At 54.2% G+C, this 22225-nt stretch carries 21 protein-coding genes and 1 other RNA gene; 9 read left to right on the top strand and 13 right to left on the bottom strand.

Features of this window, described 5'->3' with window-relative positions; genetic code table 11:
• The first annotated feature begins 165 nt into the window (after positions 1–165).
• Both E6C51_RS02345 and E6C51_RS02340 read left to right on the top strand, forming a co-directional pair.
• Entirely contained in the window at positions 166–789 is a 624-nt protein-coding gene (locus E6C51_RS02345; protein ID WP_210234982.1) for a DUF4334 domain-containing protein, read from the top strand.
• 2 nt (positions 790–791) lie between these two features.
• Positions 792–1550 (top strand): SDR family NAD(P)-dependent oxidoreductase, encoded by a 759-nt coding sequence (locus E6C51_RS02340; RefSeq protein ID WP_190234892.1) that lies wholly within the window; start codon positions 792–794, stop codon positions 1548–1550.
• A gap of 73 nt (positions 1551–1623) precedes the next feature.
• Here E6C51_RS02340 and ilvN read toward each other — a convergent pair whose 3' ends face one another.
• Positions 1624–2196: an acetolactate synthase small subunit gene (gene ilvN / locus E6C51_RS02335; RefSeq protein ID WP_146930993.1), complete on the bottom strand. Its 573-nt coding sequence runs from the start codon at positions 2194–2196 to the stop codon at positions 1624–1626.
• Positions 2197–2211: 15 nt separating this feature from the next.
• Positions 2212–4014 (bottom strand): acetolactate synthase 3 large subunit, encoded by a 1803-nt coding sequence (locus E6C51_RS02330; protein ID WP_190234891.1) that lies wholly within the window; start codon positions 4012–4014, stop codon positions 2212–2214.
• A 341-nt stretch (positions 4015–4355) separates the two neighbouring features.
• On the opposite strand from E6C51_RS02330, the gene E6C51_RS02325 reads away from it, so the two are divergent.
• A complete protein-coding gene (locus E6C51_RS02325) occupies positions 4356–6293 on the top strand; it encodes an ATP-binding protein (protein ID WP_230987021.1) in 1938 nt (645 codons plus the stop codon).
• 76 nt (positions 6294–6369) lie between these two features.
• Here E6C51_RS02325 and E6C51_RS02320 read toward each other — a convergent pair whose 3' ends face one another.
• The 4 genes from E6C51_RS02320 to miaA form a co-directional block, all read right to left on the bottom strand.
• Entirely contained in the window at positions 6370–7116 is a 747-nt protein-coding gene (locus tag E6C51_RS02320; protein WP_190234889.1) for an SDR family NAD(P)-dependent oxidoreductase, read from the bottom strand.
• Positions 7117–7171: 55 nt separating this feature from the next.
• Entirely contained in the window at positions 7172–7606 is a 435-nt protein-coding gene (locus tag E6C51_RS02315) for a MarR family winged helix-turn-helix transcriptional regulator (protein WP_146931003.1), read from the bottom strand.
• Positions 7607–7748: 142 nt separating this feature from the next.
• Positions 7749–8009 (bottom strand): hypothetical protein, encoded by a 261-nt coding sequence (locus E6C51_RS02310; protein WP_146931006.1) that lies wholly within the window; start codon positions 8007–8009, stop codon positions 7749–7751.
• 104 nt (positions 8010–8113) lie between these two features.
• Positions 8114–9007: a tRNA (adenosine(37)-N6)-dimethylallyltransferase MiaA gene (gene miaA / locus E6C51_RS02305; protein WP_190235082.1), complete on the bottom strand. Its 894-nt coding sequence runs from the start codon at positions 9005–9007 to the stop codon at positions 8114–8116.
• Between miaA and serB the strand changes: the two genes are divergently transcribed.
• Positions 9006–9896, top strand: coding sequence for a phosphoserine phosphatase SerB (gene serB, locus E6C51_RS02300; RefSeq protein WP_190234888.1), 891 nt, complete (start codon positions 9006–9008; stop codon positions 9894–9896). The genes miaA and serB overlap by 2 nt on opposite strands.
• Before the next feature lie 7 nt (positions 9897–9903).
• A complete protein-coding gene (locus E6C51_RS02295; protein WP_190234887.1) occupies positions 9904–10470 on the top strand; it encodes a GNAT family N-acetyltransferase in 567 nt (188 codons plus the stop codon).
• A 65-nt stretch (positions 10471–10535) separates the two neighbouring features.
• Here the strand turns inward: E6C51_RS02295 and E6C51_RS02290 are convergent, their stop codons facing one another.
• From E6C51_RS02290 to E6C51_RS02265, 6 genes are all read right to left on the bottom strand, one after another.
• On the bottom strand, positions 10536–12044 hold the full coding sequence (locus tag E6C51_RS02290) for a Do family serine endopeptidase (RefSeq protein WP_146931018.1): 1509 nt from the start codon (positions 12042–12044) through the stop codon (positions 10536–10538).
• Positions 12045–12238: 194 nt separating this feature from the next.
• The gene (gene hflC / locus E6C51_RS02285) at positions 12239–13159 is read right to left on the bottom strand and encodes a protease modulator HflC (protein ID WP_146931021.1); all 921 of its coding nucleotides are present in this window, start codon (positions 13157–13159) and stop codon (positions 12239–12241) included.
• Between the two features lies 1 nt (position 13160).
• On the bottom strand, positions 13161–14279 hold the full coding sequence (gene hflK, locus E6C51_RS02280) for an FtsH protease activity modulator HflK (protein WP_146931024.1): 1119 nt from the start codon (positions 14277–14279) through the stop codon (positions 13161–13163).
• Between the two features lie 343 nt (positions 14280–14622).
• Positions 14623–15327: a dihydrofolate reductase gene (locus E6C51_RS02275; RefSeq protein WP_190234886.1), complete on the bottom strand. Its 705-nt coding sequence runs from the start codon at positions 15325–15327 to the stop codon at positions 14623–14625.
• A gap of 170 nt (positions 15328–15497) precedes the next feature.
• The gene (locus tag E6C51_RS02270; RefSeq protein ID WP_230987020.1) at positions 15498–15854 is read right to left on the bottom strand and encodes a DoxX family protein; all 357 of its coding nucleotides are present in this window, start codon (positions 15852–15854) and stop codon (positions 15498–15500) included.
• Between the two features lie 147 nt (positions 15855–16001).
• Positions 16002–16796 (bottom strand): thymidylate synthase, encoded by a 795-nt coding sequence (locus E6C51_RS02265; RefSeq protein ID WP_146931033.1) that lies wholly within the window; start codon positions 16794–16796, stop codon positions 16002–16004.
• 175 nt (positions 16797–16971) lie between these two features.
• Here E6C51_RS02265 and ssrA point away from each other — a divergent pair.
• The 4 genes from ssrA (at position 16972) to E6C51_RS02245 (ending at position 18545) form a co-directional block, all read left to right on the top strand.
• Positions 16972–17362: a transfer-messenger RNA gene (ssrA, locus tag E6C51_RS02260) on the top strand.
• 161 nt (positions 17363–17523) lie between these two features.
• Entirely contained in the window at positions 17524–18030 is a 507-nt protein-coding gene (locus E6C51_RS02255; protein ID WP_190234885.1) for an SspB family protein, read from the top strand.
• An 11-nt stretch (positions 18031–18041) separates the two neighbouring features.
• Complete coding sequence (locus E6C51_RS02250; RefSeq protein ID WP_146931039.1) at positions 18042–18254, top strand: DUF4169 family protein; 213 nt, start codon at positions 18042–18044, stop codon at positions 18252–18254.
• A 72-nt stretch (positions 18255–18326) separates the two neighbouring features.
• The gene (locus E6C51_RS02245; protein ID WP_146931041.1) at positions 18327–18545 is read left to right on the top strand and encodes a ribbon-helix-helix domain-containing protein; all 219 of its coding nucleotides are present in this window, start codon (positions 18327–18329) and stop codon (positions 18543–18545) included.
• 34 nt (positions 18546–18579) lie between these two features.
• Here E6C51_RS02245 and E6C51_RS02240 read toward each other — a convergent pair whose 3' ends face one another.
• Positions 18580–22203 carry an AsmA family protein gene (locus tag E6C51_RS02240; RefSeq protein WP_190234884.1) on the bottom strand — a complete coding sequence of 1208 codons (3624 nt, stop codon included), beginning with the start codon at positions 22201–22203 and terminating at the stop codon, positions 18580–18582.
• Between the last annotated feature and the right edge of the window lie 22 nt (positions 22204–22225).

Genomic DNA, 22225 nt, shown 5'->3' with positions numbered 1-22225 from the left:
TTAACGCGCCATTAGCACTTTTGTTCAAATTTCGACGGATAATTTTTACGCAAGTTTTTTTACACAACAGGAATGACGACGTAAAAACCGAACAGCAAGACGTAATCAGGTCTATTGCCATTTCAAATTTCACCAAGCTCCAACGGCGCTTATCATGAGCGCAGCTTGAAACAGGCAACGTACACACTAGATCCAATACGGTTGAAGCCAATACAGTTAAAGATTGTGGAAAGAGAGAAAAGAAGAAGCATGATCGAAGACATTATTTCAAAAAAAGCGGCCTCGTCTGAGGCTGTTCTGCAATGTTTCGATAGCTTGCCCACCGCTGACATTGATTTCATGCTGGGCCGCTGGAGTGGCTTTGAAATACGAACGGGTCATCCACTGGATGGACTGCTTGAGCCAACCGGATGGTATGGCAAATTGTTTGAGGACAAAGACTGCGTTCACCCTTTGCTATTCTATACTCGAAGCAAAGACAGCCTCTATGCCGTTGATCCGACCCTGGTTCCCTTAACGGCTCCCTTTCCCAGATCATCCGCACTTGGGGTCATGATGGCCTTGGCCAGACCATTTGTGCAAACAAAATCCTCCAAGGCCCGCTTAAGAATGATCGAGTTTCGCGGACGCGCCACAGCCACGATGGCTTATGACAGCAAACCCATCTTTGACCATTTTGCACGCATTGATGACAGACGCGTGCTGGGCATTATGGACCTTAAAGGTGTTCCCGGCCCCTATGCCTTTTGCCTGGAGCGAGATGAAAAACCCATCAAAATAAGGCTTTGAACATGACAGGCGTTACACTCATAACCGGAGGTGCCAGCGGTATTGGCCGCTTGCACGCACTCCGCTTAGCCGAAAAAGGCAAGACTGTCGCAATCGTTGATCTCAATGAGGATGGCTTGAAGACCGTCAGCGCGGAGAACGCGCTTATCCGTGCTTATTCCTGCGACGTCACTGATTTTTCGGCCCTTGCAAACACTGTTGCTCAGATTGAGCGTGACCTTGGTGAAATCGACGGGCTTATTGTTTGTGCCGCCATCATGCCGGGTGGTGAATTGGCCAAAACCGATGCCGCCAAGATCAATAAAATCATGCAGATCAATTATGGCGGCATGGTCAACATCACCAGTATCATTGTACCCAAACTGCTACATCGTGAACAGGGTGATGTGATTATCTATGGCTCGACAGCAGGTATCGTTCCCATCAATCGCTTCGGTGCCTATGGGGCGACAAAAGCGGCCGTAAACCACTATGCAAAAGTGCTGATCAGTGAAAATCGCGGCAAAGGCCTGCGCTTTCAACTGGTCTGCCCACCAGCTGTTGACACGCCACTGATTGCGCAAGCCTCGGACGGCCCGGACTTCCTGAAGAAGGGCCGCACGGCTATTTCACAAATGGTAACACCCGAAGAGGTTGTGAACTCTGTCGAGCAAGCTCTGGAGGCTGGAAAGGAAATCAACTATCCGGGCCGTGGCAAGCTGATTGAAATATCCTACCGGCTGTTTCCCAAACTCATTCAGGCCGTTTCCAATAAATATTGAATTTGTCGCGTGTCATAATAGGCCCAGGCAACCGCCGCCGCTGATCCTCTGCCAGCGCGCGGCGGTATCATGCTTACATGCCCTGCGCGCCACGGTTCATGGCGGCAATGCCGGTGCGGCAAACTTCATTGAGGCCCAGTGGCTTCATGATCGAAACGAACTGGTCAATCTTGGAGGATTTACCGGTCAGCTCAAAAATGAAGTGATCCACGGTGGCATCCACGACTTTGGCGTGGAAAGCGTCGGCCAAACGCAGGGTTTCCGCCCGCATTTCGCCAGTGCTGACAACCTTCACCAGCGCTACTTCGCGCTCGATTGGCCGCTCCTGCCCCAGTTGACGCGCCCGCACGGTGAGGTCCAGCACCCGGTGCACCGGAATAATCCGCTCCAGCTGTGCCTTGATCTGCTCCAGCACCAGCGGCGTGCCACGGGTGACAATGGTGATACGCGACAGATGCGCCTCGTGCTCGGTCTCGGACACTGTGAGGCTTTCGATATTATAGCCCCGACCAGAGAACAGACCGATGACGCGGGCAAGAACGCCCGGCTCGTTATCGACCAGAACGGAAAGCGTGTGGTTTTCGGCAAGTTCGGTTTCTGGCGAGATGAAATAGGCAGAACCGGTTGGCTGTAGATGTGCGTTCATAATGTTCCCCCTAAGTTAAACGAGTTGGCGACCTTTGGCGTCAATCGCAGTTGCAACAGCATCATCCGTCGCCTCATCCGGCAGCAGCATTTCATTATGGGCCTTGCCCGATGGGATCATCGGGAAGCAATTGGCCAGATTGGCCACGCGGCAATCAAAAATCACCGGACGCTTGACGTTGATCATCTCCATGATCGCATCATCCAGATCATCAGGCTTGTCGCAACGCATACCAACCGCACCATAAGCCTCGGCCAGCTTGACAAAGTCCGGCATGGCTTCGGTGTAGGAGTTGGACAGGCGGTTGCCATGCAGCAATTGCTGCCACTGACGCACCATGCCCATATATTGGTTGTTCAGGATGAAGATCTTGACCGGCGCATTATACTGCACGGCGCAAGACATTTCCTGAATGCACATCTGGATAGATGCATCGCCAGCAATATCGATGACCAAAGCATCGGGATGGGCGATCTGCACACCAATGGCGGCCGGGAAGCCATAGCCCATAGTGCCAAGTCCGCCAGAGGTCATCCAATGGTTTGGCTGCTCAAAGCCGAAGAATTGCGCGGCCCACATCTGGTGCTGGCCAACTTCGGTGGTGATATAGGTATCACGCCCCTGGCTCAGGGCCGACAAACGCTCAATGGCGTATTGCGGCATGATAACATCCCTGGACGGCGTATAAGAGAAGGACTTGCGCGCCTTCCACTTGGCAATGCTTGCCTTCCACTCGGCGGTCTGATCGGCCTGTGGCTTATTGGGCAAAGCGCGCCAAATACGGACCATATCTTCCAGCACATGGCCAACATCGCCGGTGATTGGAATATCGACCCGTACCGTCTTGTTGATCGACGATGGATCAATATCGATGTGGATTTTCTTGGAATTGGGCGAAAACGCATTCAAACGGCCGGTGATACGGTCATCAAAACGCGCGCCGATGCAGACCATCACGTCGCAATCATGCATGGCCATATTGGCCTCATAGGAACCGTGCATGCCCAACATGCCGAGCCAATTTGCACCGGAAGCCGGATAGCTGCCCAAGCCCATCAAGGTCGAGGTGATCGGGAAATCCGTCAACTGCACCAGTTCACGCAACAATTTGGAGGCTTCGGGACCGGAGTTTACAACGCCACCGCCGGAATAGATCACCGGACGGCGGGCACTTGCCATCAATTGAACAGCGGCTTCAATAGCCTTGGCATCGCCTTGCAGCTTGGGCTGATAGCTTCGCTGAATGGCGTGTTGCTGCGGCGGCGTATAGGTGCCGGTGGCAAACTGCACATCTTTTGGAATATCAACCACAACCGGGCCGGGACGCCCCGTCTGGGCAATACGGAAAGCTTCGTGAATGATGCGCGAAAGATCATTGACATCCTTCACCAGCCAATTGTGCTTGGTGCAAGGGCGGGTAATGCCAACGGTGTCGCATTCCTGAAACGCATCGGAGCCAATCAGCGTGGTGGGCACCTGACCAGACAGACACACCATAGGGATGCTGTCCATCAACGCATCCTGCAAAGGCGTAATCGTGTTGGTGACCCCTGGACCAGAGGTGACGAGAACAACCCCGACCTTGCCGGTCGAGCGTGCATAGCCCTCTGCCGCATGGCCAGCGCCCTGCTCGTGACGCACCAGAACGTGCTGAATATCGTCCTGCTGAAAGATCTCGTCATAGATCGGCAAAACCGAGCCGCCCGGATAGCCAAAGATGTGCTCGACGCCATTGTCTTTCAAAGCCTGCAAGACAATTTCCGCACCGGTCATCTTGGTGTTTGGCTGCTCATTTGCGTTTTTTTCTGTTCCAGTCATGTCTGCTCCCGCCAGTTTCCCGAAGTTATGTGCTGTTAGCGTGATTTTGGGCATAAAAAAAGGCCCCTGAGAGGAGCCTGTTTGTCGCGCATGGGAGGCTAATGCCTGACGGTTACACCGTCATGCCCACGCGCGATCCCACCACAAGAATAATAGCAAAATTTGTCATAGGCGAAGTATTAGCCCCTATCTTGATAAGCGTCAACGCCAAAAAGCCTGCAAATGCGGCAGCAAACGCAAATTTATCAGGCATTCCGCACGGCTGAGCGGCCCGCTGAAATCAGTATACGGCTTATTAACAGAGCCAGCCTTAAAATATCGCAAGGCCCATGGAGCATCCATTGCGAAATCAAGACACCTTCCCCCCATCTTCGCAGCCCGAAGACGATCGACGCAATCTGCTGGCTCCGGGAAACCGCTTCTTGGGTCGGGTGGTTGCCTGCAATGGCGCACAGGCCACCATCGCCGCCACCGCCGAACATGGCGAAACCAACCTCACCTCCCTGTGGTCGGTCGGGCGGTTGATTTCCATCACCGTCGATCAAAATCGCGTGGTCGCCCTCGTCTATGCCATGCGCACCGCAAGCGGCCTTTGGACCGAAAACGAAAATAACGGCTTCATCATCGACGTTGAGTTGATGGGCGAAGTGCGCCGTGGTGCGGATGGGTTTGAAACCTTCTCCACCGGTATTACGCAATATCCTTATCTTGGGGCAGTTGCCCACCGCATTCGCGTGGCCGACCTCAAGCGTATTTATGAGTCCAAGGAAGGCGGCAGCTGCGTCATTGGCAAGCTCTCTCAGGATGAAGAGATTGACGCCACCATCAACATCCCTGCGATGCTATCCAAGCATTTCGCCGTGGTTGGCTCAACCGGTGTTGGCAAATCCACCGCCGTCTCATTGCTGCTGCACAAAGCCATTGAGAGCGATCCCAGACTGCGCGTGCTGATCCTTGATCCACACAATGAATTTGCCGCAGCTTTTCCCGATCATGCGGTGGTGGTGGATACCGACACGCTGGACCTGCCGTTTTGGCTGATGCGGCTGGAAGAATTTACCGAGGTGCTCTATCGCGGTCGCCCTGCAGTGCCGGAAGAAGTAGACATCCTGCGCGAGCTGATTCCAGAGGCCAAACGCGCCTTCAAAGGCGGCGATGCAAGTCTTGTTCGCCGCAGCGACCGCGCCAGCTTCACCGCCGATACGCCGGTGCCCTACCGGCTGGCCGATTTGCTGGCTGGTATCGATGAGCGCATCGGCAAGCTGGAAGGCCGGGAAGAAAAGCCATTCTTGCGTGCCGTAAAAATTCGCATTCTCTCGGCGGTCAATGATCCGCGCTATCGCTTCATGTTTTCCAGCAACACGATCAGCGATACGATTATGGAAACGGTTGCGCATATTTTCCGTGTGCCGGGCCACGGCCGCCCGATTTCCACGTTTCAGCTGGCTGGTATCCCCTCCGAGATCGTCAATTCGGTGGCCTCGGTGCTGTGCCGCATGGCGTTTGAGCTTGCGATGTGGTCAAACGGTGCCATTCACATGCTGGTTGTCTGCGAAGAAGCCCACCGCTATGTGCCATCCGATCCAAGCCTCGGCTTTTTCCCAACGCGCCAGGCCATTGCCCGCATTGCCAAGGAAGGCCGCAAATACGGCGTATCGCTCGGCATTATCACCCAGAGACCGGGCGAGCTGGACCAGACAATCCTGTCACAATGCTCGACGGTGTTTGCCATGCGACTGGCCAATGATCGCGATCAGGACATCATCCGCTCTGCCCTGCCCGATGGCTCCATCTCGGCCACCAGCTTTATCTCATCGATTGGCAATGGCGAGGCGATAGCCTTTGGTGAGGCCATTGCCGTTCCGATGAGAATGCGCTTTTCGCGCGTCGAGCAGCGCTACCTGCCCAAAGCCAGCGGAACGACGGTGCGCCAATCCGACGAAAAGCCGGACAACATCGACCTGCGCGATGTGATCTCAAGAATGAGATCGACGGCCGATCCCGATTTGGCGAGCTTTAACGTGAGCACCCCGCCAAACCCTTCTGCAGACGCACCGATTGAGCCCTATCGGCCAGATATGTTGCCAAGTATGGCCCCTGAGCCGACATCCACAGCTTCAGGCTTTCGCCCCGCCAGCGCTTACGCGGGTCTGCGCGCACCCGATGCCCCCGGCCTTTTTGCGACCGCCGCATCTCCCGCTGTTCCGCCCCGGCGCGAACATGGCATGAGCTTGCGGGAGAGTATTTTGAAAAAGCCATTGGGTGGGGGAAAAGACTAAACGCGATTGCGTCGAAAGCACTCTCCGCCAAACCGGGCAGACAGTGCTGTAACACGTTCAATCTGCGGCGAAATTTTCACCAATTTCTTGGGACAAGTTCGCCTGCGCTCGAGCAGGCAAAAAGTCCTGCCGAAGGACCAAATGCGTGCATTGTCGCCAATGCGACGGCGGGTCTGGCCCCGTCATCGGCTGAATGTCCCGGTCCGTTTCCTGTCATATCGGTTGATGTCAAACCTGGATCAACAGCATTCACTTTGATCCCCTCGCGGTCAAGTTCTTTGGCAAGTTTGACCGTCAGCATGTTGAGCGCTGTTTTAGAGGCGCAATAGCCACCAAACCCCACGCCCCATGTTTCGCTTCTCATATCAAGCGCGTCGGTGAGCGAGCTCAGACCGCTGCTCATCATCACAATACGAGCAGCACCCGATTTGCGCAGCAAAGGCAGAAATGCTTGAGTGACCCGTAAGACGCCGAACACATTGGTGTCGAACATCTGCTTCATCTCATCGATTGACTCACGTGCAAGCGACGTTGGCTCTCCCAACATAAGCCCCGCATTATTGACCAGCACGTCAAGGCACCCCACCGCGCGCTCAATGGTCTTTGCAGCATTGGTCACGCTGGCATCCTGCGTCACATTCAGCTCTACGGCGCGGGCATCAATTCCCTCGCCCCTGAGGCTCAAAGCTGCCACTTCACCACGCGACATATCCCGGCAACCGAGCCAAACCATGTGACCACGTGCGCCGAGCTGCCGCGCGATAGCAAACCCGATTCCCTTGTTGGCTCCGGTGATGAGTGCGATGGATGATGTATGACTCATGATGACGTCCCTTAAGATTTGCGACGTCATACAAATACTACGAACTTCGTATTATTCAACCTTCGGATTGAGAGATTTTCTGTGTCAGGTCTAGAAAATCGAGCCGCTCTGCCGGATCGAGAGCCTCCAACATGGCTTTGCACGACGCACGATAGCCATCAACATAGCCCAAAACAGCCTCTTCGCCCTGCTTGGTGATCTTCAGGGAAACCGATCGACGGTTCTCCTGTGGCCGCTGCCGCTCGATCATCTGTTTGCGCACCAATCTATCGACAGAAGACGACATTGTTGTCAGCGCCACCTCAAGGTGGCGTGCGACATCGCCCAAAGTGCACTCTGGGTGGTCATTGATGAACAGAAGGGCTTGGATATCCAGGGCATTAAGCGAATTTTTCAAAGCTGCCGCAGCTTCTGCCACCTTGAAACGGCGGGTAAATCGCTCAAAAGCGATCGCGAGTTTTTCAACTTGTTCTGGTGTAGGTGCTGTCATGTGGGAAATTAAACATCTCTCATCGATCAGTGTAAGCTATCTCAATAAAATCAGGATCTGCACAGGCCCATGTTTCTCCTGCAACATAAAAACAGGCAAACCTCCACCCAACGCGCATTGGTACGCCGAAAAGCGATACAGCTCACCCACCCACGTTACGCTTTGCCGCCTCGGCCAGCACGCTTAAATGCCGCTCAATCAGGGTTAAAAATGCGATGGTGCCGCAGATGAGGGCCGCCACAAGTACGCCGCCCAAACCGCCAAAGATTGCGCCGGAGAGTGAGAGGCTGCCGGTAAAATAATATCCGCCGCCCGTGGCCCCGGATGCCGTTGCGATAACAATGATCAGCAGGGCAAAAACAGCGTTGAGCGTGGAAAGTGTTCTGGCCAGAAAGCGGTTCATGGAGGCTCCGTAAAGGTGTGTTTTGGCTAAAAAATCACGGATCAGCGCCGATCACAAGCCTTCAGGGTCTCTGAGAGAGTGAAGGTGCAAGCATCCTTATTGCCTCACCCCAGCCGCTCCCAGCTTTCATCCATCTGGTTGCGAAACCAGGTCATTTGCCGCTTGGCATATTGCCGGGTCGCAGCAGAGGCTTTTTCAATGGCCTCATCAAAGCTCATCTCTCCGCGTAGCATGGCGGCGATTTGTGAGACGCCAATGGCTTTCATGGCGGGCATATCTGGGGCGAGGTTTTGCGCCAGCAGTGCCTCAACCTCTTCCACCGCGCCTTGCTCCATCATCAAGGCGAAGCGGCGGTTGATCCGGTCGTGCAGCAAAGAGCGCTCCGGCAGCACCACAATTTTGCGCGCCCGTTCTGGATCAACGATCATAGGCCCGGTGCGCGCCTGCCATTGAGCAATGGATTCGCCCGTCGCCTCCAGCACTTCCAACGCCCGCACAATGCGCTGCCCATCTTGCGGGTTCAGTTTTTCGGCCACAACAGGATCGCGCAATGCGAGCTCTAGATGCAGCGCTTCTGCCCCTTCCCGCTTTTCCCGCTCCCGCAGCTCGTTTCGAATAGCATCGGGGATCATGGGCATTTCGGAGAGGCCACCGGTCAGCGCTTTGAAATAGAGCCCCGTTCCACCAATAATCACCGGAAGACGACTTTCAGCTTTCAATGTCGCAAGCAGCACTGTTACCTCGCGCAGCCAATCGCCGGTGGAGTAGGTTTTGCTAGCGGGCACATGACCGTAGAGATAATGCGGCACATCGCCTATTTCTTCATCGCTGGGCCGCGCCGTGACCACCCTCAACGTGTCGTAGACCTGCATACTATCGGCATTGATCACCACACCGCCCGACTCTTTGGCAAGCTTCAGCGCAAGCGCGGACTTGCCGCTGGCGGTCGGGCCGGTTATCAGGATGGCGTCGCAATTGTCTTCAAGGTTTTTCATCATGGCTTTCGTTGCCACGCTTATCGCCAATCCGTCAAATCCTGTTCTCACACCAGACCTCGCAGAAAAGGCGGCGGAGGAGCTGAACGCTTCCGGCCTCTACTGGCTGGCCGATGGCGTGGCCTGCGATATCGCCTTGAAAGATGGCACAAATCTCGCGGATGCCGAACACCATCTGCGCAGGATCATTGGCGACTTGCCCATTGACCTTGCTATTCAAAATTCTGATCAACGCCGCAAAAAATTTCTGATCGCTGATATGGATTCGACCATGATCGGCCAAGAATGCATTGACGAGCTCGCTGCCGAAGTCGGGCTGAAAGAGCAGGTCTCCAAAATCACCGCCCGCGCCATGAACGGTGAAATAGCCTTTGAGCCCGCCCTTCGCGAGCGCGTGGCGCTGCTGAAAGGCCTGCCCGCAAGCGTGGTGGATGAGGTGATTGCCAAGCGCATCACCCTCACCCCCGGCGGGCTTGAGCTGATCGCCACCATGAAAGCCAAGGGCTATTATACCGCTCTCGTCTCCGGCGGCTTCACCGTCTTCACCTCAAAAATTGCAAAAACGCTTGGCTTTGATGAAAATCGCGCCAACATCTTGCTGGAACAGGATGGGGTGTTGAGCGGCGAAGTGGCCGAGCCCATTCTGGGCAAACAGGCCAAGGTGGATGCACTGGAAGACATTGTCGCCAAGCTGGGCATCACCAATGATGACGTGATTGCGGTGGGTGATGGCGCAAACGACCTCGGCATGTTGGGCATTGCCGGCTCAGGCGTTGCGCTACACGCCAAGCCATCGGTTGCGGCGCAGGCCAAGATCAGAATCGATCACGGCGATCTCACCGCCCTTCTCTATCTGCAAGGCTATCGCAAAACCGATTTCGTCGCCGCATGAGGTCATCATGATGTTTCTCGAAACAGATCGGCTCATTTTGCGGAGCTGGAAAGACAGCGACCGCGATCTGTTTCGGGAAATCAACCGCGATGCGAAGGTCATGGAGTTTTTTCCCTATCAGCGCTCTCATGAAGAAGCCGATGCGATGATGGATAAGATCAATGGACTGATCCACGACACCGGGCTTTGCTTTTTTGCGCTTGAGCTGAAAGAAACCGAAGAGCCCATGGGCTTCTGCGGTCTGACCGATGCCATGCTGCCAGGCGTATTGCCGGAAGGCACCATTGAAATAGGCTGGCGGCTGGCGACACGCTTCTGGGGCAATGGCTATGTCACCGAAGCCGCCAGCGCTCTGCTGGATTATGGATTCCGCATCAAAGGCTTGGACGAGATTGTTTCCTTTGCGGTCGAGGAGAATCATCGCTCAACAGCTGTTATGAAACGGCTTGGCATGACACAGGATATATCGGGCAGCTTCATCCATCCGCGCGTGCCAACCAGCCATCCACATTTGCAGCGCCATGTGCTTTACAGGTTGACGGCAGAGGAATTTATCGGCCGAGAAACCACTTGAAGCACCGGATTCATTTTTTAAGCATCACGATATAGCCAACTGAATTGACTCAACAATCTGGCGCGCTACTCCAGCGGCACCGATACAAACCGCAGATCACCTCTGGGCGTCGCCACCATGAAGTAAGCGCTGCGGCGGCCATCGGATTTCAGCTTCAGGATTTTTTCCAAAAGTGCGTCTGGCGTATCGACAAATTCCTGCGCCACTTCAACAATCACTTCACCGACCTTCATGCCTTTCAGATCGGCCGGTGAGCCTTTCTCAACATTGGTGATCAGCAGACCTTCGACACTTTCCGCAATGCTGTTGGCAGCCCGCTTGTCATCGTCAAGATTGGTCACGCTCATGCCCAAAACCGCTGTGGTGGAATCGTCATCGGCGGTTCCATCTTGGCCTTGCGGATCGGCCTGCTCGGTTTCCTTGGCACCGGTGTCCTTGGCTTCCGCCGCCTTCTCGATCGGCAGCCTTGCAAGCTTCACCTTCAAGGTTTGGCGCTGGCCATCCCGAAACACCACAACGTCCAGATCCTGATCAATCGGGCTTTCAGCCACGGTGCGCACCAGATCCCGGCTCTCTAAAATCTCTTTACCGTTGAAGCTGATGATCACATCGCCCATTTTCACCGGGCCTTTGGCCACAGGACCACCATCAATCACGCTGCTTACCAAAGCGCCACGCCCGGTCTTGATGCCTGCCTGTTTTGCGAGCTCATCCGGCACCGGCTGAATGCGCACACCCAGCCAGCCGCGCCGGGTCTCGCCGTATTGTCTGAGCTGGGCAATGACATTTTCCGCAAGCTCCGTCGGCACCGCAAAGCCAATGCCAATCGAGCCGCCGCTGGGCGAAATAATCGCGGTGTTGATACCAATCACCTCACCCGCCATATTGAACAGCGGACCGCCGGAATTGCCCTTGTTGATGGCGGCATCGGTCTGGATAAAATTATCGTAGGGCCCGGCATTGATATTGCGGCCACGCGCCGAGATGATCCCAAGCGTCACAGAACCGCCAAGGCCAAAGGGATTGCCAATGGCCATCACCCAATCGCCAATCCGCATTTTTCGCGAGTCGCCAAACTTCACCGCCGTCAGCGGCTCGGTCGGCTCTACTTTCAGCAACGACAGGTCGGTCTTGGTGTCAGTGCCAACCAGCTTGGCTTTAAGCTTCGAGCCATCCGAAAAAATCACCTCGATATCATCGGCATTTTCGATGACGTGATTGTTGGTGACAATGTAGCCAGCCGGATCGATGACAAAGCCGGAACCAAGCGAATTGACCTTGTGGTTACCCGCCTTGCCTTTACGCTGCTTATAAAAATCCTCGAACAGATCTTCAAAGGGCGAGCCCTTTGGCACCTGCGGCAGCGGGCCTGCTTCGTCATCATCGACATTTTGCGACGTGGCAATGTTCACCACAGCACCCAGAAGCCCTTGCGCAATATCAGCCACAGGGGCCGGACCGGGCATTTGTGCATAGGCACCCGTACCTTCAGCAATCAGCCCGCCAAAGCACACGGCACTTCCGACAACGGCAGACATCAGAAGGCGCGTGGTTGTTCCGCGGCGCTTGATCATGGGCATCCTCGCATTCAGCAAAATTTTCACAACATCATAGGGCGCAATGGCAAAAACCGAAACGCCCTTCCAACACTTGTTCACGTTATATTGTGGTTGTGGCCAAGGCATGATCAGGCTTGAAAAAAACAACGGGAAACGAAAAAGGGCCGGCATAAACCGGCCCTCTCGCTTAATTTTCAACGCAGTGATGATCAATTGCTGGCAGCAGGTGCCGCAAGCTTTGCATCGGGCGCGCCCTTCGACTGTTCGAAGAATTTGAAGAACTCCGAATTCGGCGACAGCACCATAGAGGTTCCCTTGTTGCCAAGCGCATCCTCATAGGCCGCCATCGAGCGATAGAACTCGAAGAAGGCTGGATCGCGCTTGTAAGCATCCGCAAACACCTTGTTGCGCTCTGCATCGCCCTGACCACGCAGGATTTCAGAATCACGCTGCGCATCGGCCTTCAACTCGACCACCTGACGATCGGCAATCGCGCGGCGGCGCTGACCTTGCTCGTTACCACGGGCACGGATCAATTCGGCTTCTGCCAGGCGTTCAGACCGCATGCGGGCATAGGTTTCGCGCGACACTTCCTGGGTCAGATCAGTGCGGCGAATACGAACATCTTCAATGGTAATACCGAGATTTTCGGCATCCGTTTTCAGATCAGCCGCCACTTCCTGCATCATCGCAGAACGTGCTTCTGAAAGCGCCGATTCAAAGCCGCGCAAACCGTAGACACGACGCAAGGACGAATCAAGACGGGTTCTCAACCGCGCTTCAGCATCGTCACGGTTACCACCGGCAATGATACCGATAAAGCGCCGTGCATCGGTGATCTTATAGATCAGGAAGGCGTCGACCTCGTAGAATTTACCGCCCTTAACCTGAACACGGATGTTGTCGAGATCAAAGCGCAAAGCCTGATCAGATACGAACTGGACCCGATCTGCTCCAGCAAATGCAAAGGGCATTTTGAAGTAAAGGCCCGGCTCGCTGTAAACCTCCTTGATCTGACCAAAGCGGATCACCACCGCCTGCTGACGCTGGTTGACCACAAACATCGATGAATAGGCCAGCAGCAGCACAACGGCAAAGCCGATCAACAGGGAAAGCATACGATTTGACATCTTACTTGCCTCCCTGGTTGGATTGAGCAGAGCCAGATTGCGCACCCATGCGACCAATCTCGTTCAAGGGAAGATAAGGCACAGCAGGCTGGCCATTGCTATCCATGATAACCTTGTTCGACTTCTTCAGAACCTGCTCCATGGTTTCGAGATAGAGCCGCTTGCGTGTCACATCCGGTGCAAGCACATATTGGTCATAAATCGAGATAAAGCGTTGCGCTTCACCTTCAGCTTCCTTCACCACACGGTCTTTGTAAGCTGCGGCTTCTTCTCTGATCTGGGCCGATTGACCACGGGCAGAGCCGAGAACCTTGTTGGCATACTGGTTGGCTTCCTCAACAAAACGGTCTTCGTCCTGTTCAGCACGCTGCACTTCATCGAACGCATCAGCCACTTCACGCGGCGGTGCCGCGTCTTCGATCGCAACCGAATTGATGGAAATGCCAGCGCCATATTTATCCATGGTGCCTTGGATGATGTTGCGCACATCATTGGCAATTTCCTGACGGGCATCACGGAAAATATCCTGCGCGGGCCGTCGGCCAACCACTTCACGCATGGCGCTTTCAGCAACCTGCTGCAACGTCTGCGGTGGTGATTCGAGATTGAACAGATAGGCCTTCGGATCGCTCACGGTGAACAACACCGAGAATTGCACGTTGACGATGTTCTGATCACCCGTCAGCATCAAGCCAGCGGTCGAATTGCTGGCAACCTTGGCACCAATATTCTGCTGCTGTTCCGTGACCTTGACCTTTTCAACCGTTTCCAGCGGCCAAAAATGAAAATGCAAACCGGGACCGGCAATCTCATCTTTCGGCTTGCCAAAGCGCATTTCCACGCCGCGCTCATCGGGCTGCACGGTGTAAACCGCCTGCGTCAGCCAGAAGCCGCCAGCCACCAGCGCCAGAACCAGCCCCATGCCGATGTTCAAGCCGCCGGGCATCAGGTTTTTAAACTGATCCTGACCGCGCCTGATCATATCCTCCAGATCCGGTGGTTGTTTTCCACCACCGCCGCCATTGCCACGCGGCTTATTAGGCCCCTGACCCCATGGGCCTTGATTATTTCCACCGCCGCCGCCCGTCGGGCCGCCGCCGTTCTGATTACTCCAAGGCATCAAAACCTCTTTATTTGAGAACTCTCCCCTACAGCACCGCAGGCTTTTTCAAACGCAAACAGGTGGCTGTAAAACCGCTACTCCCCGCATAAGACTCCTTTTAACCCGCCTGCGGTTTAAGGAATTATGAAGAGGCCCTCAACGCCGCCGATAAAGGCAGGCACAAGGATTAAGACAGTTATAGGTATCGCGTGCCGCGCTTTCAACGCAAAGCGTCAACTTCTTTCAAATCCATGGCAAATAAACAAATTAAACCGGATTTTTGCGACAATAAACCACATAGCGGGTGGCAAAACTGTCGCGCTCACCGGCAGGCACAACGGTTCGATAAAATTTTAACCGACTATTGATCTAAGGATTCCCAAAAATTCAATTGAGCATCATTTTGATCAACATGCGTCAAATGCATGTCTTTGGACAGCCAGAATGCTTCAACATCTGGAACGCGCCCCATCGCCTCTTCCTTCACCCGGTACCTGTGCAACGGCATACGTCTGCGATATTCCGTTACTCTAAAAGGATAGTCATCCGAAACTGTTTTAGGATACTCTTCTTCACGCTTTATAATCCATTCAGAACGTTTACCAACGTCACCCGCCGCAAAATCTACATCAAACTTTGCATCACCATTGATATTTCCACAAAAGACATCCGTGACGAAGACGCGATTCATAAACTTATTGAAAAGATTGTAAATTTGCTCTCCGCCAATAATGAAAAACTCCTTATTGCCAGATATTATGGAGTCAACATCAGCAAAATATAGAGCAGTTTCAGGATCAGCGGCCCATTTAACTGATGGATATTCATCAAGAATATCGAGCTTTGATCTAGACAAAATAATATTCACACGATTTGGAAGAGGTTTACCAATAGATTCAAACGTCTTTCTACCCATGATAACGGCATGACCCAAAGTCCGTTTCTTGAAGAGCTGCAAGTCGGTTCTAAGATGCCAGGGTAGTGTGTTTTCGATCCCAATAATTTTATCAGGATAGCTTCGAGCGACGATAGATGCAGCCGAAGGCATCCGTACCCGATCAGCCATTTTTTCACTCGCTTTATACTCGAAACCTAGAAATAAGCACATCTATCAGCGATGAGCCTGCTACGAGAGTTCACCTAGCGTAAGAGCAAGCGCATTTCAACTCTTTAAAAAAGGCCACCAAGGCAATGCCTCGTTGGCCTAAGAGATAAATTCGCTATCAATACAAAACTTTATTCTTTGCCCATTGCCGAATCGACGCTCAGCGGGCCGGGGCCTGCAAAAACGATGTACAAAAAGATAAAGCAATACGCCATGATGGCTTCGCCGTGGTTGTTCATCGGGAAGAAGTTCATGGGAGCATGAACAAGGAAGTAGCCAACAGCACACATGCCGGACGCAATGAAAGCGGCAGGGCGCGTAAACAGACCAATGGTGATCAGCACACCGCCCACCAGCTCAATGCAGCCAGCAATCCATGGCAGAGACATAGCGGCAGGATGCATGTCGGATGCTGGCCAGCCGAGCAGCTTGCCCATGCCGTGCTCCAGGAACATCAAGCCAACAATGATGCGCAGAACGCTCAACATGATAGGCGACCACTTGGACAATTTAATAAACATATTGGGAGAAACCTTCTCAAAGATTGTTATGAAAACGCTTTCAGCATAGCTGCGACACAATGTCACCCCAACTTTCATAAAATCGGCGTGAACACTCCGTTTACAGAAAATGAATTACACCGCGATCGGAGCCTTGATGCTCGGGTCAGCATCATACCCCTCAAGGCTGAAATCATCAAAGGTAAAGCCAAAGATATCAGTAACATCCGGGTTGATGTTCATGACCGGCAATGCCTTGGGCTTTCGCGAAAGCTGCAATTTTGCTTGCTCGAAATGATTTGCATAAAGATGCGCATCGCCCAGCGTGTGGATAAAATCACCCGGCTTCAGCCCTGTCACTTGCGCCACCATCATGGTCAGCAGCGCATAAGATGCAATATTGAATGGCACCCCTAAGAAAATATCCGCAGACCGCTGATAAAGCTGGCAGGACAGTTTGCCATCGGCCACATAAAATTGAAACAGACAATGACAGGGCGGCAGCGCCATATTGTCCACTTCTGCCGGGTTCCATGCCGTGACGATATGGCGGCGCGAGTTGGGATTGGTCTTGATGCTGGTGATGAGATTGGCAATCTGATCGATCTGCTGACCATCGGCGGTGGGCCAGGAGCGCCATTGCGATCCATACACCGGGCCAAGATCGCCATTTTCATCAGCCCATTCATCCCAGATGCTGACCCCATTGTCCTTGAGATAGGCAATATTGGTGTCGCCTCTCAAAAACCACAGCAACTCATGGATGATCGAGCGCAAATGCAGTTTCTTCGTGGTCAAAACCGGAAAGCCTTCAGTCAGATCAAAGCGCATCTGATAGCCAAAAACCGAGCGTGTGCCGGTACCGGTGCGATCACCGCGGTCGCTGCCCTTCTCCATCACATGCTGCAAAAGATCGTGATATTGCTTCATGAGATTGCACCTCTTCGTTCCAGTTCACACGCCATCGCACAGCCAATGATGGGCCACAGATCTAATGAGGAAATGCCTTCCCGCAAAGCGCCAACACATCCGCCTCGCCTGTTTTAAACGGTTTTCTGTGATTCGAACCCGGCCATTGAACAGAATTGTAAAAACAGCGCAGGAAACTCTTTTCATTACAGCTTAAAGCACCTATATACCGCTTGCCGGTGCTTGCACCGGCTATGGCAATAAACTGTCGGTGTAATAAACCTATTGGACCCGGGGGCGGTACCCGGCGCCTCCACCAAAAACCGGCCAAAACTGGCCTAAAAGCTAGATTGTCGTTATGACCGGCTTTTGATGGGGGTGAAATAGGATCGACAAGGGCGTAAAGATCGAACTTTTGCTCGGCATGATACCACCGTTATCGGGTCAAAAGAGTAGTTGCAAATGACAACAATGCTCAGGGTTATGCTGTAGCTGCCTAATGGCGGTTCCGGAAACCCAAACTTAAGTCCATACGGTTAGCCCCGTATGGCGGGGTCCGAAGGCACCTGGCAACAGAAGCCTTCACCTACTTCCTGTTTCAAAATTCCCCCGCCTCTTCAAAATTGGTTTATACTGTTATAGCTAGATGCGAGATTCGGCCTTTGCCCGAACGCAAGCATAGCTTATAACCATAAGACGCGCGCATCTTGATGCGCCATGACCGGACGAAGAAGAAAGACAGGACCATATGGGGCAGGACCACATCCGTTACGATATTCTGGCTCAAGATGCGCTGCGCGGTGTCATCCGTAAAGTGCTGACAGAAGTGGCTGCGACGGGCCGGTTGCCGGGTGACCATCACTTTTTCATCACCTTTCTCACAGGCGCGCCGGGCGTACGTATCTCTCAGGCGCTGAAGGCAAAATATGCCGAGCAGATGACCATCGTCGTGCAGCACCAGTTCTGGGATTTGAAGGTCACGGAAAGTCAGTTTGAAGTCGGCCTTTCCTTTTCCGACACCCCGGAAAAGCTGGTTATTCCTTTCAATGCCATTCGCGGTTTCTACGATCCTTCGGTCAATTTCGAGCTGGAGTTTGATGTTCCTCTGGTGGAAGAATCCGACGTGTCGGCCGAAATCACCGCTTATCCCGTGAGCACAGCTGAAAAAGCCGATGGCTCGGATGAGGAAAAGGTTGATGGCGAAAAGAAGGAAGGCTCCGTGGTTTCTCTCGATGCCTTCCGCAAGAAGCATTAGGTTGATCGCCAATGTCCGGTGACGTTGTTAACCTGCGTCAATTTAAAAAAGCCAAGGCGCGCGTTGAGAAGGAAAAGGCGGCGGATCAAAACCGCCTGACCTTCGGGCGCACCAAGGCTGAAAAAAATCTCACATCGGCATTGAATAAAAAGGCGGAAAAAGCGCTGGATCAATCGCGTCTTGAGCGGTCCTCAAACAAGCCTACCGACCAGACAGATGCGTGACATCTGTGAAGCATCAATCGCTTGCACACAAAATCTGATTGATTCTTCCAATCTCACCTGGAACTGAAGCCGATGATCAGGAAGCATTCGATTTCGCTGCATGGTCATCGCACCAGTTTTTCACTGGAAGATGCCTTCTGGCATGAAATACGCACCATTGCCGACCATCGCCAAATGGCGATCGCCAGTTTGATTGCCGAAATCGACAGCAATCGCCGACCCGATTGCAACCTCTCCTCGGCCCTCAGGCTTTATGTGCTGGACTGGCTGAAGAACGGGCCGGCAGCTTAAGCAATGACGCAGCGGGAGGTGGACCGCCCTCGTTTTAATTTGCGCCCGATCCGCTCTGCTGCTGAATAAGGTTACCAACAGGATCATGCGGTGCGGGCGGAAGCGCGCCGTCAAGATTAAGCTTGGGTCTTGACGCCTCTGCGGCCTTCCGACGCTCCATCTCAGCTTTGTCTTTAGCCGCCTGCCTGGCTTCGGCTAGGGCCGTGTAATAGGCCACTTCGCGCCGCAGGCGCTGTTTTTCCAAGACATTGGATTGCAGGGTCTCCACGCGGCGGCGCTCACGCTCAAAGGCCTGCATAGACAAATAGCTCGCCATCTCGTTGGCATCGAGTGTTGTGGCGGGCGAACTCACCGGCCCATCAGCAAGAACCCGAACGGTCGGCGTGCTGCCAGCGCCTACAGCGTCATCGGCATGGAACGCCACCGTCAACGCCCCATTCAGTGTTGCATCAGGCACATCCACCACTGCCTCCGCACTCAGATCAGCTTTTGGTGTTTGCGCCTTGAGACCCTGGACCCGCATCTTGCCCTCGGTCAGCGTGAAGGCAGAAGCGACCTCGCCAAGATCAGCCGGAGCGCGGGCCAGGAGCGGCTTGAGCACATCGGCCACCTGCGCCGCCGTGACCTCGCCTTTGGCGCTTTCAAACGCTGCACTCAGCGCCGGAAGACTGTTCAGATCGAGCTTTGGTAAAACCAGTGATGAGAGCGCAATCCGACCCGATCCATTGACAGAAGACATCAACTCCTTGGCATTTTTGCCGCTGCCCTCCGCCGTAAAGTCCACATCGGCATTGCCGCGCAAGCCGCTATCGGGCCAGATTGCTGCAAGCTGGCTGCCTTTCAGCGTCAATTTACTGCGCAAAAATGCCGTGTCCTGATTGTTTGACAGCAAAAGACGCATATCGGCTTTACCGCCCAACCAGTCGGCGGATGCGTTTTCCAACGTCATACCGCCATCGAGCAATGTCAACTTTGCTGCGAAATTGCGCGCATCGGGCAAAGAAGCGAGACCAAGGCTATCAGCATGGACATCAAGCGCCATCTGCATCTGCCCCCAAATCGGGCTTGATAGATTTTCCGTCGAAAAACCGCCCTTAAGCGGATCATGAACCGGACCAATCATGCTGGAGGCCAACCAGTTCAGATTGGCACGTTCCAGTTTCACATCGCCCGCAAGTTTGAAGGCGTCATTGGTCGGCTCCAATGTCAGGTTTGCGCCAATGGCATCGCCGGCAATCTGTCCCGTCAGTGCAGATAGCATCGTCTTTTGCCCTTTGTGCTCGACCTTTGCAGATAGAGACAGCGGCAATCCATCGACAATGCCGGGCAGGCTCACGGCATTCATCATCATCAATGGCGCAATGTCATCACTGGTCAGCGTGACATTGCCCTTCCCTTCAAGGAAAATTGCCGAGTCAAGATTGACCGTGCCGTCAGCGACCAGATGGGTAGCGCCCGCGTTCAGGTTCAGTTTCCCTGTCGCCGGAGCATCGCCCTCTTCTTTGAGCTCAAGATTGAGGCTTGCCGCACCATCCATGGGGATCGACAGGGGTTGGAATCCGAGCTGACCGAGAAGAATGGATGGATCGGCATTATCGGCGTGCACCGACAGCGTCTTTTGCGCATCACCAAACACGTCAAACAGGCTGCTTTGCCGCAGTGCTACACTAAGTTTTGTGCCGTTGGATTGGCCATGCAGATCCAGTTGCACGCCGCCATATTGCGCATCACCGAAGCGCGCATCCAGCACGAGGTTGCTGTTGCCATACCAGTCACCGCTATTGGCAAGCCGGTTCAACAGCGGATGAACCGGCAATTGCTGCTGCAACATTGCCAGGAAACGCGCCATATTGCTGGCATTCAAAACAACCTGCGCTTTGCCGTTATAATCGGCAAGCGAGCCGGAGGCCTCACCCGTTGCCTTGATGCTGGCACCGGCAAGATTGCCGATATCCAGTTTGCGAATGGAAAATCCGCCATTATCATAGGTAAACAGGCCATCCACATCCTGCGCGGTGACGCCCAGCGCCGAAAAAGCACCCACTTTGATCTTGCCGGAAATCTGCTGATTGAGCAGAGAATCGCCGCTGGCATCGCCAGACACCAGCGAGGCCAAAGCCTTGACGGCATCGTAATCAAAGGCATCGCCAGCCACATCAAAAGACAGGCTTGGCTCAACATTATCACCGGAATGGCGCTCCAGCCGCCCGCGCAGGCTGGCGGAGCCGATGGCCAGTTCCAGCTTGTCAAATTGCTGCACATCCGCCGTGAGATTGACATTGGCGGATAGGCCGACCGCGCGCAAAGTGCGAATGGCAGGGTCTACATTGCCTGAAAGCCATGAGGCCAGACCCGAAGGCTGGTTGGAAGCAATCAACAACGAACCAGCAAAGGAGGCGGCCCCTTTTAGCTGAAGCCGTCCCGATGCCTCCACTTGCGTGCGCCCCGGCAAGGTCGCAACAGCCTTTTCCACGGTCCATCCCCTGCCCGCCGGGCGCAAATTCAAGGTGATATCGCGCAACACCGTATCGCCTGCAACAATGGCAGGCAGCTTGACGCTGGCCCGCCCCGGCACATCTGGGATCGGAATCTGGTCGGCCAGCGCAATCAGCGCTCGGATACGCTGACGCGCAGAGCTTTCCACCATGCGAGCGGTTTTGCCAGCGGTGACAGGCATGGTCAGCCGATCAACATCAATCTGCTGCCCCTCGGCCGTCAGCAAAAATTCCGGGGCTTTGCCGCTATCCAGCGTTGCCTCGCCGGTAATCACATAGGGCTGATCCAGCGCGCCAACCTCAAGCCGGTATTCCGGCACCCGGAGACGATCATTGGCAAGCTCGAATTTACCCCGCACTCTCGGCTCTGGCAGGATGGCCTCATTGCGGCTCTTTTTGCCCGCCTCCCCGCTGAGCTGGGCCGAGCGGATGCTGGCAACAAATGTGCCTTTCAGCGTCGGGTGCTGATCGGCCATGTCCAGATCGCCTGACAAATCGATATCAACCGGCGTTGTTGCGGGCACGAGATGAATTTTGAGTGGAATGACCGCCCGCCCCGCTTCGGGCTGAAGGGTTGACAGGGAAAAACGCCCCATCTGGCCATCCAGCGCAGCGCTGCCGGATACGGTCCACGGCCCTGCCAGCGATCCGGCTTTCAAATTCGCATTGAGGTTTTGAACAATACGGTTGCGACCGGTCTGCTCATCGATCACATCAATGACACCATCGCTCACAGTGACATTTTCCAACACCACATTGCGGGCCGGCAAACTGGGGCGGCTGCCCAGCAGCCAATCCAGCGAGCCATTGGGCAAGACCCGCAAGCGCACTCTGGGCTTTTCAATCCGCATGGCAAAAATGCGCGCTTCGCCGGACAGAAACGGAGCCAGCTCCACATCCATGGAAAAGCGAGCCACATGAGCCAGTGTCTTGCCATCTTCACCGGGGCCAACCGTCACATCATTCATGGTCACGGAGGGAAACGGCAGAAGGCGCGCTTCCAGACTGCCATGCACAACAACTTTCTTGCCCAGAATGCGGCTGGCCTGATCTTCGAATTGATGACGAAAATCTGTCCAGTTGACGAAGAGCGGAGCCAGAAGCGCTGCAAACAGCGCCACGACAACCAACCCGCCAAAAGCAATAAAAAGCCTGCTGAGCACGTAATCCAACTCCAGTATGATC

It is taken from the genome of Gillisella terrae (genome assembly GCF_004801395.1).
Taxonomy (GTDB): Bacteria; Pseudomonadota; Alphaproteobacteria; order Rhizobiales; family Rhizobiaceae; genus Allorhizobium; species Allorhizobium terrae.
The sequence above is the reverse complement of the archived record's forward strand: the minus strand, read 5'-3'. Positions and strand labels throughout refer to the sequence as shown.

Bases quoted from the DNA above. Each gene is read 5' to 3' on its own strand.
- E6C51_RS02340 (WP_190234892.1), top strand. From the start codon at position 792: ATGACAGGCGTTACACTCATAACCGGAGGTGCCAGCGGTATTGGCCGC.
- ilvN (WP_146930993.1), bottom strand. From the start codon at position 2,196: ATGAACGCACATCTACAGCCAACCGGTTCTGCCTATTTCATCTCGCCA.
- E6C51_RS02330 (WP_190234891.1), bottom strand. From the start codon at position 4,014: ATGACTGGAACAGAAAAAAACGCAAATGAGCAGCCAAACACCAAGATG.
- E6C51_RS02320 (WP_190234889.1), bottom strand. From the start codon at position 7,116: ATGAGTCATACATCATCCATCGCACTCATCACCGGAGCCAACAAGGGA.
- E6C51_RS02315 (WP_146931003.1), bottom strand. From the start codon at position 7,606: ATGACAGCACCTACACCAGAACAAGTTGAAAAACTCGCGATCGCTTTT.
- E6C51_RS02310 (WP_146931006.1), bottom strand. From the start codon at position 8,009: ATGAACCGCTTTCTGGCCAGAACACTTTCCACGCTCAACGCTGTTTTT.
- serB (WP_190234888.1), top strand. From the start codon at position 9,006: ATGGCTTTCGTTGCCACGCTTATCGCCAATCCGTCAAATCCTGTTCTC.
- miaA (WP_190235082.1), bottom strand. From the start codon at position 9,007: ATGATGAAAAACCTTGAAGACAATTGCGACGCCATCCTGATAACCGGC.
- E6C51_RS02295 (WP_190234887.1), top strand. From the start codon at position 9,904: ATGATGTTTCTCGAAACAGATCGGCTCATTTTGCGGAGCTGGAAAGAC.
- E6C51_RS02290 (WP_146931018.1), bottom strand. From the start codon at position 12,044: ATGATCAAGCGCCGCGGAACAACCACGCGCCTTCTGATGTCTGCCGTT.
- hflC (WP_146931021.1), bottom strand. From the start codon at position 13,159: ATGTCAAATCGTATGCTTTCCCTGTTGATCGGCTTTGCCGTTGTGCTG.
- hflK (WP_146931024.1), bottom strand. From the start codon at position 14,279: ATGCCTTGGAGTAATCAGAACGGCGGCGGCCCGACGGGCGGCGGCGGT.
- E6C51_RS02275 (WP_190234886.1), bottom strand. From the start codon at position 15,327: ATGGCTGATCGGGTACGGATGCCTTCGGCTGCATCTATCGTCGCTCGA.
- E6C51_RS02270 (WP_230987020.1), bottom strand. From the start codon at position 15,854: ATGTTGAGCGTTCTGCGCATCATTGTTGGCTTGATGTTCCTGGAGCAC.
- E6C51_RS02265 (WP_146931033.1), bottom strand. From the start codon at position 16,796: ATGAAGCAATATCACGATCTTTTGCAGCATGTGATGGAGAAGGGCAGC.
- E6C51_RS02255 (WP_190234885.1), top strand. From the start codon at position 17,524: ATGGGGCAGGACCACATCCGTTACGATATTCTGGCTCAAGATGCGCTG.
- E6C51_RS02250 (WP_146931039.1), top strand. From the start codon at position 18,042: ATGTCCGGTGACGTTGTTAACCTGCGTCAATTTAAAAAAGCCAAGGCG.
- E6C51_RS02245 (WP_146931041.1), top strand. From the start codon at position 18,327: ATGATCAGGAAGCATTCGATTTCGCTGCATGGTCATCGCACCAGTTTT.